General features: G+C 53.7%; 18 protein-coding genes. 11 read left to right on the top strand and 7 right to left on the bottom strand.

What is annotated here, in order from left to right:
• The first annotated feature begins 93 nt into the window (after positions 1 to 93).
• The 4 genes from gpmI to JXQ85_RS00890 all read left to right on the top strand — a co-directional run bounded on the left by gpmI (position 94) and on the right by JXQ85_RS00890 (position 4,722).
• On the top strand, positions 94 to 1,611 hold the full coding sequence (gpmI, locus tag JXQ85_RS00905; protein WP_421746966.1) for a 2,3-bisphosphoglycerate-independent phosphoglycerate mutase: 1,518 nt from the start codon (positions 94 to 96) through the stop codon (positions 1,609 to 1,611).
• Positions 1,608 to 2,744 (top strand): murein hydrolase activator EnvC family protein, encoded by a 1,137-nt coding sequence (locus tag JXQ85_RS00900; protein WP_421746965.1) that lies wholly within the window; start codon positions 1,608 to 1,610, stop codon positions 2,742 to 2,744. The genes gpmI and JXQ85_RS00900 overlap by 4 nt, the downstream gene beginning before the upstream one ends.
• Before the next feature lie 2 nt (positions 2,745 to 2,746).
• Positions 2,747 to 4,078, top strand: coding sequence for a S41 family peptidase (locus JXQ85_RS00895; protein WP_421746964.1), 1,332 nt, complete (start codon positions 2,747 to 2,749; stop codon positions 4,076 to 4,078).
• 161 nt (positions 4,079 to 4,239) lie between these two features.
• Complete coding sequence (locus JXQ85_RS00890; protein ID WP_421746963.1) at positions 4,240 to 4,722, top strand: RNA pyrophosphohydrolase; 483 nt, start codon at positions 4,240 to 4,242, stop codon at positions 4,720 to 4,722.
• Here the strand turns inward: JXQ85_RS00890 and JXQ85_RS00885 are convergent, their stop codons facing one another.
• On the bottom strand, positions 4,723 to 5,214 hold the full coding sequence (locus tag JXQ85_RS00885; protein ID WP_421746962.1) for a DUF2267 domain-containing protein: 492 nt from the start codon (positions 5,212 to 5,214) through the stop codon (positions 4,723 to 4,725).
• A gap of 50 nt (positions 5,215 to 5,264) precedes the next feature.
• Here JXQ85_RS00885 and JXQ85_RS00880 point away from each other — a divergent pair, with 50 nt between their 5' ends.
• From JXQ85_RS00880 to JXQ85_RS00855, 6 genes are all read left to right on the top strand, one after another.
• Positions 5,265 to 6,065 (top strand): RNA polymerase sigma factor, encoded by an 801-nt coding sequence (locus JXQ85_RS00880; RefSeq protein ID WP_421746961.1) that lies wholly within the window; start codon positions 5,265 to 5,267, stop codon positions 6,063 to 6,065.
• 30 nt (positions 6,066 to 6,095) lie between these two features.
• Positions 6,096 to 6,560 (top strand): YybH family protein, encoded by a 465-nt coding sequence (locus JXQ85_RS00875; protein ID WP_421746960.1) that lies wholly within the window; start codon positions 6,096 to 6,098, stop codon positions 6,558 to 6,560.
• An 86-nt stretch (positions 6,561 to 6,646) separates the two neighbouring features.
• Positions 6,647 to 7,123: an SsrA-binding protein SmpB gene (gene smpB, locus JXQ85_RS00870; RefSeq protein WP_421746959.1), complete on the top strand. Its 477-nt coding sequence runs from the start codon at positions 6,647 to 6,649 to the stop codon at positions 7,121 to 7,123.
• A 324-nt stretch (positions 7,124 to 7,447) separates the two neighbouring features.
• A complete protein-coding gene (gene sseA, locus JXQ85_RS00865; protein ID WP_421746958.1) occupies positions 7,448 to 8,305 on the top strand; it encodes a 3-mercaptopyruvate sulfurtransferase in 858 nt (285 codons plus the stop codon).
• A gap of 2 nt (positions 8,306 to 8,307) precedes the next feature.
• Positions 8,308 to 9,492, top strand: a complete 1,185-nt coding sequence (locus tag JXQ85_RS00860) for an aromatic amino acid transaminase (RefSeq protein ID WP_421746957.1) — start codon at positions 8,308 to 8,310, stop codon at positions 9,490 to 9,492.
• Between the two features lie 243 nt (positions 9,493 to 9,735).
• On the top strand, positions 9,736 to 10,128 hold the full coding sequence (locus JXQ85_RS00855) for a VOC family protein (RefSeq protein WP_421746956.1): 393 nt from the start codon (positions 9,736 to 9,738) through the stop codon (positions 10,126 to 10,128).
• On the opposite strand, the gene JXQ85_RS00850 is transcribed toward JXQ85_RS00855, so the two are convergent.
• The 3 genes from JXQ85_RS00850 to JXQ85_RS00840 all read right to left on the bottom strand — a co-directional run bounded on the left by JXQ85_RS00850 (position 10,125) and on the right by JXQ85_RS00840 (position 12,383).
• Positions 10,125 to 10,580, bottom strand: a complete 456-nt coding sequence (locus tag JXQ85_RS00850; protein ID WP_421746955.1) for an acyl-CoA thioesterase — start codon at positions 10,578 to 10,580, stop codon at positions 10,125 to 10,127. The genes JXQ85_RS00855 and JXQ85_RS00850 overlap by 4 nt on opposite strands.
• Positions 10,581 to 10,696: 116 nt before the next feature.
• A complete protein-coding gene (locus tag JXQ85_RS00845) occupies positions 10,697 to 12,016 on the bottom strand; it encodes an ammonium transporter (RefSeq protein WP_421746954.1) in 1,320 nt (439 codons plus the stop codon).
• Positions 12,017 to 12,044: 28 nt separating this feature from the next.
• Positions 12,045 to 12,383, bottom strand: coding sequence for a P-II family nitrogen regulator (locus JXQ85_RS00840; RefSeq protein ID WP_421746953.1), 339 nt, complete (start codon positions 12,381 to 12,383; stop codon positions 12,045 to 12,047).
• A gap of 269 nt (positions 12,384 to 12,652) precedes the next feature.
• Here JXQ85_RS00840 and JXQ85_RS00835 point away from each other — a divergent pair, with 269 nt between their 5' ends.
• Entirely contained in the window at positions 12,653 to 14,809 is a 2,157-nt protein-coding gene (locus JXQ85_RS00835) for a transglycosylase domain-containing protein (protein WP_421746952.1), read from the top strand.
• A 3-nt stretch (positions 14,810 to 14,812) separates the two neighbouring features.
• Here JXQ85_RS00835 and JXQ85_RS00830 read toward each other — a convergent pair whose 3' ends face one another.
• From JXQ85_RS00830 to JXQ85_RS00820, 3 genes are read right to left on the bottom strand one after another with little or no spacing between them, the layout of a single operon-like run.
• The gene (locus JXQ85_RS00830) at positions 14,813 to 15,760 is read right to left on the bottom strand and encodes an OmpA family protein (RefSeq protein ID WP_421746951.1); all 948 of its coding nucleotides are present in this window, start codon (positions 15,758 to 15,760) and stop codon (positions 14,813 to 14,815) included.
• Positions 15,761 to 15,807: 47 nt separating this feature from the next.
• Positions 15,808 to 16,539: a GNAT family N-acetyltransferase gene (locus tag JXQ85_RS00825; RefSeq protein WP_421746950.1), complete on the bottom strand. Its 732-nt coding sequence runs from the start codon at positions 16,537 to 16,539 to the stop codon at positions 15,808 to 15,810.
• Positions 16,536 to 17,255 (bottom strand): competence/damage-inducible protein A, encoded by a 720-nt coding sequence (locus JXQ85_RS00820; protein WP_421746949.1) that lies wholly within the window; start codon positions 17,253 to 17,255, stop codon positions 16,536 to 16,538. The genes JXQ85_RS00825 and JXQ85_RS00820 overlap by 4 nt, the downstream gene beginning before the upstream one ends.
• Between the last annotated feature and the right edge of the window lie 17 nt (positions 17,256 to 17,272).

Below are 17,272 nucleotides of genomic sequence, written 5' to 3'. Positions count from 1 at the left end.
CGGTTTCAAGTCAACTAAGCGGTTCAAACGCGCGCCTCGGCAGGCTAGAAGACTGGCAAACTCAATGGCTAATCTGCGACCGGAGCGATCCTCATGAGCACCCCAAAACCTGTTGTCCTATGTATTCTTGATGGCTGGGGTCTTTCAGACTCCACTGAAGGAAACGCGCCTGTGCTGGCGGATACCCCGAATTTTGATGCCATGATGGCAGGCTGTCCGAATGCGACTTTGATTACTCATGGACCGGATGTTGGCCTGCCAACTGGACAAATGGGCAATTCAGAAGTGGGTCATACCAACATCGGCGCAGGCCGTGTGGTCGCGATGGATCTGGGCCAGATCGATCTGGCCATCGAAGAAGGGTCGTTTTTTGAAAACCAAGAGATCGTCGCCTTTGTGGAAAAATTGAAAATCTCCGGTGGCACCGCGCATTTGATGGGCGTTGTCTCTGACGGTGGTGTGCATGGGCATCTCAGCCATATAATTGCAGCTGTGAAGGCGGTGACAGATCGAGGTGTGCCCGTGGTTGTTCATGCGATTGCCGATGGTCGTGATGTTGCCCCGAAATCAGCCCTGCCATATTTGGCGGCTTTGGAAGCTGCCTTGCCTGCAAATGCCTCCGTTGGGACGGTGATTGGTCGCTATTGGACGATGGATCGCGACAATCGGTGGGAGCGGGTTTCAGAAGCCTATGACGCGATGATCTTTGCAAATGGTCTAAAAACGTCAAATGCGGCGCAGGCTGTCGAAGATGGATATGCGCGTGACGAAAGCGACGAGTTCATCAAGGCGACTGTGATCGGTGAATATGCGGGGGCAAAAGAAGGCGATGGGTTCTTCTGCCTGAATTTCCGGGCCGACCGAGCGCGCGAAATTCTGGCAGCCATTGGTCAGCCGGGATTTGAGGCCTTTGATACCGGTGCACGTCCTCCCATGACCATGCTTGGAATGGTGGATTACTCGGATGAACACGTGAAATTCATGACCTCAGCGTATCCGAAAAAGGCAATTGTGAATACTCTTGGAGAGTGGGTTGCAAAGCAGGGCAAAACGCAGTTCCGTCTCGCAGAAACTGAAAAATACCCGCATGTAACCTTTTTCCTGAACGGCGGTGAAGAGACACCGTCAGAAGGTGAAGATCGCTTTATGCCTCTGTCCCCGAAAGTGGCGACCTATGATTTGCAGCCAGAGATGTCGTCTGCGCAGGTGACGGAGCAATTCGTGGCGGCGATTGAGAAAGGCTATGACTTGATCGTCACCAATTATGCCAACCCGGATATGGTCGGGCATACTGGGGATGTTGAAGCCGCCATGGCGGCTTGTGCCGCAGTGGATCAAGGTTTGGGCGCAGTACGGGACGCGTTGGTAAAGGTCGGGGGCACTATGATTGTCACCGCGGATCACGGTAATTGCGAAGTCATGATCAACCCTGAAACCAAAGGTCCGCATACGGCGCATACGACAAATTTGGTACCTGTTGTGCTGGTGAATGGCCCTGAAGGTGCAAGCTTGAAAGCAGGACGTCTGGCCGATTTGGCACCCTCACTGCTGGATTTGATGGGGATTTCTCAACCGGGTGAAATGACGGGTGAAAGCTTGATAGCGCGATGAGATTAGCCGCCTGCCTTGTTGCGCTAGTGTTATGCGCTTTTCCGGTGTCTGCTGAGGTTGATGCCTCAGCGGCGGCGCGCGCGGCGGCGGCCAAGCTTGAAGAAGCATCGTTATCACTGACCAAAGCCAAGACTTCACGCAACCGAGTGAAGGCATTGACGCAAACCATTCACGCTTATGAAGATGGTTTGGCATCCTTGCGGGAAGGTCTACGCCGCGCAGCGATCCGCGAGCAACAATTGGATCAGCAGTTGAAATCCAAAGAGGCTGAGATCGCGCGTTTGTTGGGGGTGCTTCAAGCCGTTGGGCGCGTTGAAAGCCCAACGATGCTGCTGCATCCGAAAGGGCCAGAGGGCACAGTACGCGCCGGGATGATCTTGGCTGATGTCACGCCTGCGATGGACAGTGAGGCGGCCAAGCTTCGGGATCTCTTGACCGAAGTGCGCATTCTGCGGGAGTTGCAGCAAAGTGCAGCCGACACGCTGGGCGAAGGCCTTGAAGGCGCGCAAACAGCGCGGATCGAATTGGCTAAGGCGATCTCTGATCGCACTGATTTGCCGCAACGCTTTACCGAAGATCCGGTTCAGACTGCGCTTTTGATCGCGTCGACCGAAACCTTGGAAGGTTTCGCCAGCGGGTTGACCGAGATGGCGCCCGAACCCGAGGGCATTTCGCCACTACCAGATATTTCACATCGTAAAGGGGCTTTGCCACTGCCCGTTCAGGCCGAAATCTTACGCAGGCCGGGTGAAGCTGATGCTGCAGGTTTGGCGCGACCGGGGCTGGTTCTGGCCACGCGTCCGAATGCATTGGTGACCTCTCCGGCAGCAGCGACAATACGATACCGTGGTCCGCTTTTGGATTTTGGAAACGTAATGGTGCTTGAACCGCAACCGGGGCTGCTTTTTGTGTTTGCCGGCCTCGCGAGCGTCTATGGCGACGTTGGACAAGTGGTTGCAAGTGGTGCGCCGGTGGGTCTAATGGGCGGAAATGATCCTACGATCGATGCCATTCTTTCACAGTCCAGTGAAGGCACTGGTCAGGAGCGTTCAGAAACGCTCTATATAGAAGTCAGACAGGGCAAGACTCCGATTAACCCGGAGGATTGGTTCCAAACCAATAAGGATGGATGAAGATGAGAAGATTCGTCGTTGCAGCGCTGGGCGGCACATTGGCCGGTATTTTGGCGACAACTCAGATTGCGGGACCGCTGATCGCGCAGGAAAGCGATCGTCAGGCTAGCGTATATGAGCAGCTGGATTTGTTTGGCGACATCTTTGAACGCATCCGTGCGCAATATGTGGAAGAAGTCGACGAAGGCGATCTGATTGAAGCGGCCATCAATGGCATGCTGACCTCACTTGATCCGCATTCCGGGTATTTGGCCCCTGATGACGCGGCGCAAATGCGTCAGCAAACACGCGGTGAATTTGGTGGCCTCGGCATTGAGGTCACACAAGAAGAAGGCTTCGTAAAGGTTGTTTCTCCGATTGATGGCACACCTGCTGACGAAGCAGGCATCGAAGCGGGCGACTTTATCACCCACGTAGATGGTGAAAGCGTTTTGGGTCTGACTTTGGATGCGGCTGTAGAGTTGATGCGGGGCCCTGTGGGTTCTGAGATCATCGTTACAGTGGCCCGCGAGGGTGAGTCTGAGCCGTTTGATGTTTCCATCATTCGCGACACCATCAAGCTGACAGCTGTTCGCGCGCGTAGTGAAGGCGACACACTGGTGATGCGCGTGACAACGTTTAACGATCAAACCTATCCTAACCTGAAAGAAGGTATTGAAAAGGAAATCGAAGCTGCCGGTGGTCTGGATAACGTAAACGGCCTGGTTCTGGACCTGCGCAACAACCCGGGCGGCCTGTTGACCCAGGCGATCCGCGTATCCGATGCCTTCCTTGAAAAGGGTGAAATTGTCTCGACCCGTGGACGTGATGCGTCAGATGGTGAGCGGTTCAACGCTACACCGGGTGATCTGATCGACGGTAAGCCTTTGGTGGTTCTGATCAACGGTGGCTCGGCCTCTGCGTCCGAAATCGTTGCGGGTGCCCTGAAGGATCATCGCCGCGCGATTGTGGTTGGTACAAAAAGCTTCGGTAAAGGCTCTGTTCAGACCGTGATGCCGCTGCGCGGTGAAGGTGCAATGCGTCTGACAACAGCACGTTATTATACGCCATCAGGTCGTTCGATTCAGGCGCTGGGTGTTTCTCCGGACATCGTGGTGGAGCAGCCACGCCGTCGTCCAGGCGAGACCGAAGAGGAAGACGCGCGTCGCAACCGTTCCGAAGCTGACCTGCGAGGCAGTCTGAACAATGACAGCCTGTCTGAAGACGAGATACGTCAGATTGAAGATGATCGTGCGGCGGCAGAAGCAGCAGCGCAATTGCGTGAAGATGACTATCAGTTGGCCTATGCGATCGATATCCTGAAAGGACTGTCTGCCTTGGCTCCGGGTGAGTAAAGTCTGACAGCCCCCACTGATGTGGATGCTTGGCGTATTGCTTGCGCCTGTGGCCCCTCCTTCCACAGGGGGAGGGGTTTTTTGTGGTGTTTGGAACAAGATGCGGGGCTTGCTGCCTTGCGATGGGCCTGCTTTAACGCAGACAAATACAGGAGCACACGATGACCCCCGAAGAGATTGCCAAATTGCCGTATCGTAAAAACGTTGGCGTAATGCTGATGAATGCAAATGGCAGCGTCTTTGTCGGTCAGCGTTTGGATAGCGAGGTCCCTGCATGGCAGATGCCGCAAGGTGGGATCGATAAGGGTGAGAACGCAACGACAGCCGCCCTGCGGGAACTTGAAGAAGAAACCGGTGTTTCAGCAGATTTGGTGACTTTGGTTGCTGAGACAGATGGTTGGATTGCCTATGACCTACCACATGACATCGTGCCACGGATCTGGAAGGGTCGCTTTCGCGGGCAGGAACAAAAGTGGTTCCTTATGCGCTTTCACGGATCAGACGATCAGGTGAACATTCAGGTCGATCACCAAGAGTTTTCTGAGTGGCGTTGGTTGCCGGTTGATGAATTGGTGGACAACATCGTGCCATTTAAGCGGACGGTTTATGAACAGGTTGTTGCGGAATTCGCTGAGCATTTTTGATCAAACGATCCGTTGCGCAAGCTCTTGCGGATCGCTCACATTAACTTTCCAATAGGATTCAGCGTCGGGCCCAAGGTATTGCAAAACACGGTTTAGATCCCGGTGTTGAACCGATCGCCAAAGCGCATAGGCGGTGGCCTCGATCGCATTATCAGGGGTCAAGTTGTGGTGAGGTCTGAGTGACTTTACTTCTGCCGTTAATGTTTCGCGATCACAGAACGGCAATATAGGATCATCCACATTCCAGTCTTCAACAAATATTGCTCGGGGCACGGTGGGTAAAACCGTCGCGAATTTTAAAGCCTGTTGCGGGGTTAACCGTCGTCTGAACACGAGCAGAACACCTTGAATGGCTGTGTAAGTGGTATTGTCGGTTTGCGGAGACATTTGACTCATTACATCGTCTAAAAACGCACGCCATTCGCGATGTGAGTGACGGTAAGTCCAGGGCATCGGCATAAAAATCTCCGAATTTTTAAAATTCTTTGTCACACATTCCCATGCGGCGCTGTCTAACTCAATATAGGCTTCAGGAGATAGGCATGTTGAAAACAGTTCAAAAAGCGCAGCAAGGTGATGCGAATGCATTGGAGGCCATTGTGCGCTCTATTCAAGATCAAGTGCATCGCTTGGCTTTGCGCATGATGGCGGATGTGTCTTTGGCTGAGGATGCCACTCAGGATATTTTACTGCGCATCGTGACCAAGTTGTCGACTTTTAATGGCGAAAGCAAATTTGAAACTTGGGTCTATCGGGTTGCGATGAACCATTTGCTAACGGCGAAAAAGGTCCGCGCTGCGGACCCAGGCCTTAACTTTTCAGCCTTTGAAAATGACCTTCTAAGCGGGTTATCCGACGATACACCGGATGCAGTAGATGCGGTTGCTCTTAATGAGCTGCGGCTGAAATGCACCATGGCTATGCTTTTGTGTTTGGATGCCAATCACCGTGCTGCTTATGTGCTGGGTGAAATTCTGGACATGGAGCATGCGCCTGCCGCTGAAGTTTTGGAGGTCACACCCGCGACCTACAGACAACGGCTTTCGCGGGCTCGGCAAAAGGTACAAGAGTTCACTGCCCGTGCCTGCGGCCTCGCCTCTAAAACGGCGACGTGCCACTGCCCGCGTCGGGTGAAAGCTGCGACCGAGCAGGGTCGGATCGGGCAAAATGAGCCGACTTTTGCGCTCGCACCAAGTTTTTCTGAAACTGAGGCGATGGCTGAGCAGGCCAATGCGGCCCTGATCTCGAAGAAATTACAGCAGGCCACCGGCCCGCTTCATACGGGGCGCGACATCGCATCTGATGTGCTGCGCATCGTCAACCCGCCGGGACTTCCCGGCTAACCCACCCCACCTAAAACCAAAGGAAACACGATGAAACATGCAGCCGCATGGCTGATGGCGCTTGCGCTGTCGACAACTTCAACTTTTGCAGGAGAAAGCAAATTGAACGCTGAACAAACTAACGTCCTAAATCTAATCGAATCCATGACAACAGCTTTTGAAGCGAAAGACATCGACGCGGTGATGACCACATACGAACCATCGGCGACAATTATGTTCGAACCGGGAGTTGAGACCAGCGACTTCGTAGCGATTAAAGGTGCCTTTAAGGAGTTCGCGGCTGTTAATCCTGAATTTTCTTATTCTGGGCATGAGGTAATTGTTCAGGGCGATATTGCATTGCATATCTCACCTTGGTCCATGACAGGTACTCTGCCAGACGGTCAGGAAATCGCAGGTGGAGGGCTGTCCGTGGCTGTTGCGCGCCGTCAAGAAGATGGCAGTTGGAAAATGGTGATCGATAACCCTTATGGCGGTCGCTTGTTAGATCAATAGGGTCTTGAACGTGGATCATCGCCTCTTATCTGGAGGCGGTGAATCCGATGGACAGGGTTTCAAGCAACCTGTAAGCAAACCCGACTATGGCCAAGAAAGATAAATCAGATCCGAATTATAAGGTGATCGCCGAAAATCGGCGCGCACGGTTTGACTATGCCATCGAAGATGACATTGAATGCGGGATCATTTTAACGGGCTCCGAGGTGAAATCCCTACGCGAGAACTCGGCCAATGTTGCAGAAAGCTATGCGGAAGTTGCAGATGGTGAATTGTGGTTGGTGAACAGCTATATCGCGCCCTATGAGCGCGCCATGTTCAGCCATGTCGAGCGCCGCCGCCGTAAGTTGCTGGTCAGCAAGCGCGAATTGGCGCGGCTTTGGAACGACACTCAGCGCAAAGGTATGACGATTGTACCGCTGGTGCTGTACTTCAATCACAAGGGCTTTGTGAAACTGAAGGTTGGCATCGCCAAAGGCAAGAAGAATCACGACAAGCGTGCAACCGAAGCAAAGCGGGATTGGGGCCGTCAAAAGCAGCGTTTGCTGCGGCACGGTGAGTAAAAAATAAACCCCATGCCGATTGAACAGCATGGGGGCACTCATAACTCCCTGGCACTCGTATTGCGTGTCCTCGATTCGAGGAATTGATACATATTACCTCATTATTTAACATTTGGACAAACTTTCACTGCATGGTCACAACACTGTGAAACACGCAGGGCGGTAGCACTTGATCCGCTTTTCTGGAGCAGAGTCGATTTCAGCACATTATTCGTATGAATACCTTCAAATATGTGCCCTAGATGATGCTATCACAGCACTCGGCCTTGCCTCTGCTGAACGGCGGATGTAGGCAGGTCACGAACTGCGAAATCGAGGTCCGACATGGCGCAGAATGATCCGAAAACATTGGTCTCCACCCAATGGCTTGCAGAGCACTTGAATGATCCAGACATTCGCATTCTGGATGCCTCTTGGTTTATGCCCGCAGAGGGTCGTGATCCAAAGGCGGAGTTCGAAGCCGAGCATATCCCTGAAGCCCGTTTTTTCGATCTCGATGAAATCGCTGATTTGCGCTCTGATCTGCCTCATATGGTGCCGCCGGTTGAAAAGTTCATGTCACGTGTGCGGGCAATGGGCGTTGGCGATGGGCATCAGGTTGTTGTCTATGATCGCAAAGGCATTTTTTCCGCACCGCGGGTTTGGTGGCTGTTTAAGCTTATGGGACATGACGATGTCGCGGTATTGGATGGTGGATTGCCGAAATGGATCGCAGAAAAGCGACCAGTGACCTCTGATCCAGCGGTGATCCGTGATCGACATATGTTTGTGACCTATCGTGGCGACATGGTGAAAGACGTCACACAGGTGTCACATGCTTCCAAGTTGCAGGACTATGCGATTGTTGACGCCCGTGCCGGAGAACGGTTCCGCGGTGAAGTCGACGAGCCGCGCGAAGGAATGCGCGCCGGGCATATCCCGAATGCTCGAAACGTGCCATTCGCGAGCCTTTTGAACGCAGATCAAACCATGAAATCGCCAGCAGAGACCCGCGCCATTTTTGAGGCAGCCGGCGTCGATCTGGCGAAGCCTGCGATCACCAGCTGCGGCTCAGGTGTGACCGCTGCGATTTTGATTTTGGCCATGGAACGGTTCGGCAAAACCGACCATGCGCTATACGATGGATCATGGACCGAATGGGGTGCCTTCCCAACCGTCCCAATTGCCACTGGAGAAGCCTAATCATGCTCGGCAACCTGAAATCTCAGCCCGCTGACAAAATCCTCGCCTTGATGACCAAATTCAAGGAAGACCCGCGCGACCAAAAAGTCGATTTGGGTGTCGGTGTTTACAAGAACGCAGAGGGCGTGACCCCTGTGATGCGCGCTGTGAAAGAAGCAGAACGCCGTCTGGTCGCAGAACAAACCAGCAAAAGCTACGTTGGCTTGGCGGGTGATCCTGCTTTTGCAGATGCCATGATTGATCTGGTTCTGGGTGATAGCGTTGCACGCGAAAATATCGCGGCTGCGGCAACACCGGGAGGGACTGGCGCTGTGCGTCAGGCGTTTGAGCTGGTAAAGCTAGCCAATCCAAATGCGCGCGTGTTTGTGTCTAATCCAACTTGGCCAAACCACGTATCCATCTTGAAATATGTGGGCATCGAGACCGTTGCTTATCGCTATTTTGACACCGAAACCCGAGCGGTTGATTTTGAAGGCATGCTGGCGGATCTCGCCCAGGCGAACGCAGGCGACGTCGTTCTGCTGCACGGCTGCTGCCACAACCCAACGGGTGCAAACCTGAACATCACACAGTTCCAAGCCGTCGTTGATCTGATCAACGAAAAGGGTCTGATTGCGATGATCGATATCGCTTATCAGGGCTTTGGCAATGGTCTGGACGAAGACGCTGCGGCGACCCGCTTGGTAGCGTCTTCGATCAAAGAAGGTTTGATCGCGGCAAGCTGCTCTAAGAACTTCGGTGTGTATCGTGAACGTACAGGTATCCTGATGGCGATCTCTGATGATGCGGCGCAAACACCGATTGTTCAGCAGAACCTGAACTTCCTGAACCGCCAGAACTACTCCTTTCCGCCGGATCACGGCGCGCGCGTTGTGACCACGATCCTGACCGATCCAGAGCTGCGCGCTGATTGGGCGGCTGAACTGGAAGAGATCCGTTTGGGCATGCTCGAGCTGCGTCAGCAGCTTGCAGACGAGTTGCAAAAACTGTCTGGCTCTGACCGCTTTGGTTTCATTGCCGAGCACCGCGGTATGTTCAGCCAAATCGGCACGACACCGGAGCTGGTTGAGAAAATGCGCGTGGATGCGGGTATCTACATGGTTGGCGATAGTCGCATGAACATCGCAGGTCTGAACAAGCAGACCGTACCTGTTCTGGCAAAAGCGATCATCGACGCGGGCGTGTAACCCAACACATCTGATTGTATTGCAAAGGCGCTCCGTATCGGGGCGCCTTTTCTTTTTGCGACGGAACCAAAGGCGCCGTCCGTATCATCATAACAGGTGCGAAAGGCTTGCGGTGGTGATGGGCCATGCCCAAATCCCCAGATCACCCCGATGCGTGTCCCCGACGCGCGCAGGGAAAGCTCGAGCGATGCTCGGGCTTTTCTTTGTTTTACGGCTTGATATGAAGAGAAAGGGAGGCTCACCTTGCAGCACAATTTGGTTCACGTCACACTGGTTGTTCGAGACTACGACGAGGCAATAGATTTTTTTGTAGGAACCTTGGGATTTGACCTGCTGCAGGACAGCTATCAGCCAGACCAAGATAAGCGGTGGGTGGTTGTGCGCCCTAAGGGAAGCAACGGTTGCTCGGTTGTGCTGGGCCGCCCGAGCGACCCGCGGCAGCATGACTTCATCGTGGATCAAACTGGTGGCCGTGTGACGTTCTTTTTGCAGACTGATGACTTCTGGCGGGATCATCATCTTTTTAAAGAGCGCGGTGTGGAATTCACCCGCGAGCCGAAAACTGAAAGCTATGGGACGGTTGCCGTGTTCAAAGACCTTTACGGCAACCTTTGGGATTTGATCGAGTTCGTTTAAGACTTCGGTAGCCGCGTATAAACCAAATTCTCCTGCGCGTTTTCTGGCAGGGCGCGCGAGTTTCCGTCTTCGTCAATTGCGACGAAGATGAACTTGGCCTTAATCACGTTTTCCGAATGCGCTGCATCACGCGGGCGCGCCCAGGCTTGGATGTCCATGGTGATCGAAGAACGGCCTAGCTTTACCAGCTTCGCATAGATCGTGACTTCATCACCAACATGCACAGGCCGCACGAATTGGATACCTTCGATGGCTACCGTGGCACAGCGACCACGGGCGATCTGACCTGCCATATTGCCAGCCGCCAAATCCATTTGCGCCAAGAGCCAGCCACCAAAGATATCCCCCGAGGGGTTGGTATCGCTTGGCATGGCAATGGTACGGATCACCAGTGATCCACGCTCTTTGAGCTGTGCTGCCAGTTCCTCGGCTTGGAAGATGGTGGTTTCCATTATGTGTCCTTTCGCATTGTCACTACATAGACACCCAAAACTGCTTACGACAATTCTATAACAAAAAGCCCGAGGCAATATGCCCCGGGCTTTCAGATGTTTTACGTCCTTAGGACTTAGCCTTTGGAGAACTCAGGATATGCTTCCATACCCAGCTCTGCTTTATCCAGGCCGTTGATCTCGTCTTCTTCAGAGACGCGGATGCCCATTGTCGCTTTCAGGATGAACCACAGGATTGCGGAAGCTACGACTGTGAAGACACCGTATGCGAGGATACCTGTGATCTGTGCACCCAGTGTTGCGGAGCCAGAGAAGGCCACTGCGATTGTGCCCCAGATACCTGCGAAGAGGTGAACAGGGATCGCACCAACAACGTCGTCGATCTTCAGCTTGTCCAGAAGTGGAACCGCGAAGACTACGATCACGCCGCCTACGCCACCGATCAGCAGAGAGCCGAACAGGGATGGTGCCAGAGGCTCAGCAGTGATGGATACGAGACCCGCCAGCGCGCCGTTCAGAACCATGGTCAGGTCAACCTTGCCGAACACAACCTGTGTCAGGATCAGGGCTGCAACTGCGCCAGATGCCGCTGCCATGTTGGTGTTTGCAAAGATGCGGGATACGTCAGTTACGTCACCTACTGTGCCCATCGCCAGCTGAGAGCCGCCGTTGAAGCCGAACCAACCGAGCCACAGGATGAATGTACCCAGTGTTGCCAGAGGCAGGTTAGACGCGAGCATTGGGAAGACTTTGCCGTCTTTGTATTTGCCCAGACGTGGACCCAGGATGATTGCGCCTGTCAGAGCTGCCCAGCCGCCTACAGAGTGTACGATGGTGGAGCCAGCGAAGTCAGAGAAGCCTGCTTCGGACAACCAGCCGCCGCCCCACTGCCAGGAACCGGAGATCGGGTAGAAAACGCCAGTCAGAACGATCACGAAGATCAGGAATGGCCACAGTTTGATACGCTCAGCAACGGTACCGGAAACGATGGATGCGGTCGCCGCAACAAACATCAGCTGGAAGAAGAAGTCAGAACCAGCGGATGCGTAATCCAGTGCTGCGTCACCCGCTGCAAGGCCAACTGGCTCCAGCGATGTCACAGAGAAGAACGGACCGAGCCAGCCACCGATCAACCAGCCATCACCTGGGTACATCAGGTTAAAGCCGATCAGCCAGTAAGCGATCGCGGCTAGTGAAAAGAGCGCCATGTTCTTTGTCAGCTGCATCGCAACGTTCTTAGAGCGCACAAGACCAGCTTCGAGCATTGCAAAGCCAGCTGCCATCCAGAACACAAGGAAGCCACCGACCAAGAACAGCAGGGTTGTCATGATATATGGGCCAATTTCGTCAAAGCCAGGAGCAGCGTCCTGAGCCAGTGCAAAAGTTGGCAGGGTGGTCAGCGCAGCGGCTAGACCAATTTTTTGAACGAGTTTCATTGGTTGTATCCTTTTCCCAAGCGCGCGCTTACAGCGCATCCTCGTTGGTTTCGCCGGTCCGAACGCGCACAGCCTGCGCCACATCCAGAACAAAGATTTTACCGTCACCGATTTTGCCAGTGCGTGCGGTGCCTGAGATGGTCTCGACAACTTGCTCGACCATGGCTTCCGCCACGACCAGCTCTAGCTTTACTTTCGGAACGAAGTTCACGGTGTATTCCGCACCGCGGTAAATTTCTGTGTGGCCAGACTGAGCACCAAAGCCCTTGATCTCGGTCACCATAAGGCCGCGTACGCCGATATCTGTCAGCGCCTCACGAACCTCTTCAAGCTTGAATGGCTTGATTGTTGCAATAATCAGTTTCACCCGTTTCCCCTTTTCTGAATGCAGACGGCCGGGAGACGGCCATCAATCCGATGCAGCGGCAGAAAATCGCCTGAAGGGCTGAAAACGAAGCAAAACGCGGGATTTTTGGGCTTTCTATAGGGTTAAAACGCACAATTTTTGCACAAAAGACTGCTTTTGATTAAAAGTTGTGCGTTAAGAGAAGGGATTTTAACCGTAAGATCGGCTCTACATTTGGTGAGCTCTTCGTTAGAATGCGCGAAAAGAGACGATTTCGGGCAGACATCGCAATGACTGATTCCAGACGAAAGAAACCACCTTTGGTGGCGGAGAAACGCTACGGCGGTAAGGCTGCGACGAAACGCAAGGCCAAGCCAAAGCCGAATCCGAAGCCAAAGAAAACCCGTGCGCGCGGTGCTGCACGGCGGACCGTTGCGAAAAAGCGGACAGGGATTCTTGGGTTTTTCATCAATCTGATCCGTTGGGTTTTTGCCCTGATCTGGAAGATCACTTGGCGCAGCGCGATGGTTGTGTCTTTGATCGTCGGTTTGGCGGTCGCCTATGTCTATGCGTCTCTACCGGCTTTGGACGACTTGCTTGATGGGCGCGCACAAGGCTCTGTGGTCTTGCGCGACCGCAATGGCGATGTGTTTGCGTGGCGGGGAGATCAATTTGGTGGCGCAGTCACAGCCACATCGGTGTCTGAACATCTTAAAAACGCGGTGATTGCGACCGAAGACAAACGTTTTTACCGCCACATCGGGGTTAGCCCACGGGGTGTAGCATCAGCTGTGCGCATCAACCTGCGTGAAGGGCGCGGGCCTTTGTCTGGTCACGGCGGCTCGACGATTACCCAGCAGACTGCAAAGCTCCTTTGTTTGGGTGTTGAGTTTGACAAAGACCAATGGGAGAGCGAAGCGGCTTATGTTGCCGATTGCCGCCGTGGATCCATGGCGCGCAAGCTCAAAGAGGCGATTTATGCTTTGGCGATGGAAGCCAAGTATTCCAAGGACGATATCCTTTCGATCTATCTCAACCGCGCCTACATGGGTGGCGGGGCATATGGTGCCGAGGCAGCAGCACAAAGATATTTTGGTAAAAGCGCTGCTGCGTTGAACCCAGCTGAGGCAGCGACCATTGCTGGGCTTTTGACCGCGCCATCCCGACTTGCACCCACCAGCAATCTGAAGCGCTCGCAGGATCGCGCGGCGACAGTGTTGCGCTTGATGAATGATCAAGGGTTCTTGTCTGACGCATTGACCACAAAGTGGCAGGATAATCCGGCCACTTTGTCAGAGGCCGCGCAGGCTAAGGCGGGTGGGTATTTTGCGGATTGGGTCATGTCGACGGGCCCAGAGTTCTTTACGAACAATACCACCGAAGACGTGATCATCTCGACCACTCTGGATCAGCGCATCCAGCAAGCCACAGAGGAAGGTTTGGCTTGGGTCTTTGAAAACAAAGTTCGCGAAGGATCGAAAGCCGAAGCAGCGATTGTGGTTATGTCAGCCGATGGTGCGGTGCGTGCCATGGTTGGCGGTCGCCAGTCAAAAGTGTCGGGCGCATTCAATCGGGCGGTTCAGGCCAAACGTCAAACTGGGTCGGCCTTTAAGCCCTTTGTATATGCAACTGCGCTTGAGCTTGGCTATTCCCACCAGGACACCGTGCTTGATGCACCTTATTGCTTGAACATTCCGGGGTCAGGGGAGTGGTGTCCGCGCAACTATACCAACAAACACTACGGAGAAGTCTCTCTGGAGTGGTCGCTGATGAACTCACTAAACATTCCGGCCGTTAAGATATCTGAGTCCGTTGGCCGAGATAATGTGCGCAAAGTCGCGGGTGATTTTGGGATCGCCAGTGATCTTGCGGATGGTCCAGCTTTGGCTTTGGGTGCCTCTGAATCTTCATTGCTTGAAATGACTGGGGCCTATGCTGGAATCCTAAATGGTGGCTCTTCGGTGACGCCATTTGGTTTGGTCGAGCTAAAGCTTCAGGGCGACAATGAACCCTTGATGGGCAGCGGTGGCGGTATCGGGGAACGTGTGATTAGTGAAGGGGCCGCGCGCGAGCTGATCTATATGATGTCCAAAGTTGTCTCGGAAGGGACCGGCTCACGGGCACAGCTGCCCGGGTGGCAGGTGGCTGGTAAGACCGGCACAACCAGCGCCTCTAAAGACGCATGGTTTATTGGATTTACGGCGGATTATGTGGCGGGTGTCTGGATGGGATACGACGACAACACACCTTTGACTGGAGTGACAGGTGGTGGTTTGCCTGCGGAAATCTGGAAGGAAGTGATGCTGCGGGTCACAGACGGCATGTCCCCATCTGCTTTGCCTTCATTTACGCCTAAAGCGAAACCTCAGCCCTTGCCGCCTCAGCGCCCGAACAATCGTGAAAATGTATTGGAACAGCTGCTGCGTGGCATTTTAGGCGGGAACTAGGAGTTAGTCAGCCAACAGTACCGCCTCGACACGTCGATTGGCGGTACGACCTTCGTCGGTCAGGTTTGAGGCCACCGGGGAGAGGTACCCGACCCCGCGCGCTTCTATTCGTTCGGCCGCGATACCATGATCTTGCTCGAGCCGTTGCCTGACCGCATTCGCGCGCTTTTCTGACAAAGCAATATTGCCCTCAAGGCTTCCAATGTTGTCGGTATGACCAACCAAGGAAATGCGCGCTTCAGGTGTGGCGTTTAGAAAATCAGAAATGGCTTTCAGCGATGCAAAGGCCCCCGCAGCCAGATTTGCTGATCCAGTTTCAAAAGCCAGATCCCCAAGAACCACGTGCCCCGTGGATTGGAGCGTTTTAACCACGTCCGAAACATCCGCTGGTATTTGCAGCGCTGGCACAACCGGAGCACCTTGATTGGCTTCGCTGATTTCCAACGGATCAGCCGCATTGCCAGGCTGTACCGCAATCAATTGCGTGTAGCCCTGAACATCAGAGCGGCTGGCGAGTACGGAAACAGCAAATGTCCCATTGCTGGTTTCCCGCATTGCAGAGATGAACCGATAGTTCACAAGATCCACAAAAATATCTGGTGCGGGCAAAACATCGGTTGCAAAGCGAAAATCAAATCCACCGCAGCTGGCGGCGTCGCAATCAAGCAAAATGCCATATCCGGCCGCTTCAAGTTGGCTGCGTAGTGGCGCAATCAGTTGTTCGCTGCTGACACCATCGCCTGATAGGTGCCAGGCTTGTCGAGAGACATACCCATTGATTTGGCGTGTAGATAAAGCATCGTCCAGATAAGGCCCATCAGGGAGCGCGTAACTGCCCTGTTCCACGATATCATCAAAGGCCAAGATGCTGCCTTCCGGCATCGCCAGTTCCAAAGCCAAAGAGGCGGTGGGCATATAAAGGCCTAGTATCAGCGCAGAGAGGGTCTTCATAATGTTCTGTATGCGCGAGCCTATAAGGGGATGCAACTCTGTGCGGGTCAGCCGTATGGTTCTTTGATCCGATAGTGATAGGAACCAATAAGTGACATGCCGAGCGATTGATAAAGCGCATTGGCCGCTTTGTTCGTTTTGACACAAATCACTGAAACCGTATGCCCTCCGTTTTCCAGAGTCCAAAACCCCGCACGGCGCATGGCCCAGCGGGCCAATCCATTGCGGCGCTGTTCTTGTTTGATCTCAAGTGCGTGCAGCATAGAGATCCCTTGGTGCATCCCCAGATAAGACGTTCCGGCGGGATGATCGTTCCAACGGCTGATGAAACCTGTTTTGACCACGTTAGCGCGCATCATGACCTCGACGCGCTCAGGTCCTAAACCGCCTTCGGCCCAAATTTCTTTCATGATTTGCAGGGGTTCCCAGGCAGGAATTGCCACTGTGCGAGGAGGTAATTCCGTTGCCAGTATCTCTGCTTTTGCCGCATAGACATTGACTGGATCAATGATCTGATATCCCCGGGCTTCCAGTTGCGTATCAAGCTCATTTTCGCCCTCACGCAATTGAAACAACATAGGTTGGTTTAAGGTGGTCATTGCGGCTTCAGCGTCGTCAAACTTCGCGTCTTCAAGCGCTCCGTTCAATGTTGCAGCAGAAACTCGTTTACCGCCCCCTTTTCCGTCACGAATGGTAAAGCCACCCGCCTCAAACTGAGCTGCACAGGGCCAGGTTTGCTCGCAGACATCGTAAAGCGTTTGGATGCTCGGGAGAGTCACGCAAAGACCTCCTTTAGTTCAGCCATCAAAGCGTCGATGCGGCTTTGGTCAGTGCCGCGAGCCACGATGTTTGCGCCATAGACGCCATTGTCTTGAAATGGATAAGATCCGATTGAGAGATCTTCAAAGTCTTCAGCGAGTTTTGCAAGAGGGCCAGCAATGTCGCCTTCACCTCGTTCGATTCTGAGAGAGGCGGATAATAGCGGAGCTCCGCCCGTGATTGTGGGCAAAATACTCGCCACCATTGCGGTGAACACTGACGGTACGCCGGCCATTACATGAACGTTTTCAATCGTAAACCCGGGTGCAATCGAGACTGGGTTGTCGATCAAAGTCGCGCCATCGGGAATGCGGGCCATACGAAGGCGGGCAGCGTTCAATTCTCGGCCGGTTTTTTCGTAATGTGCAGCCAAAAGCGCGCGCGCGTCATCTCTGACGTCGATATGCTGGTCAAAGGCTGCTGCGACGCAATCAGCTGTGATGTCGTCATGCGTAGGGCCAATGCCGCCTGAAGTGAACACGTGATCATAAGACGCTGATAGTGTTGAGACAGTCTCAGTAATGATGCGCGCATCGTCACTGATCATGCGAACTTCCTTCAGGTCCACACCCATTTCCGTCAGCTGCCCTGCAAGATAATGCATATTGGCGTCGCGGGTACGCCCAGAGAGGATTTCGTCACCGATGACGATCATTGCTGCGATTGGGTTTGGCATTCTGGTCTCCTTGTCTT

This window comes from Cognatishimia sp., assembly GCF_049116455.1.
Taxonomy (GTDB): domain Bacteria; phylum Pseudomonadota; class Alphaproteobacteria; order Rhodobacterales; family Rhodobacteraceae; genus Cognatishimia.
Note: the sequence above shows the minus strand (reverse complement) of the source record. Positions and strands in the feature narration are given on the sequence as shown.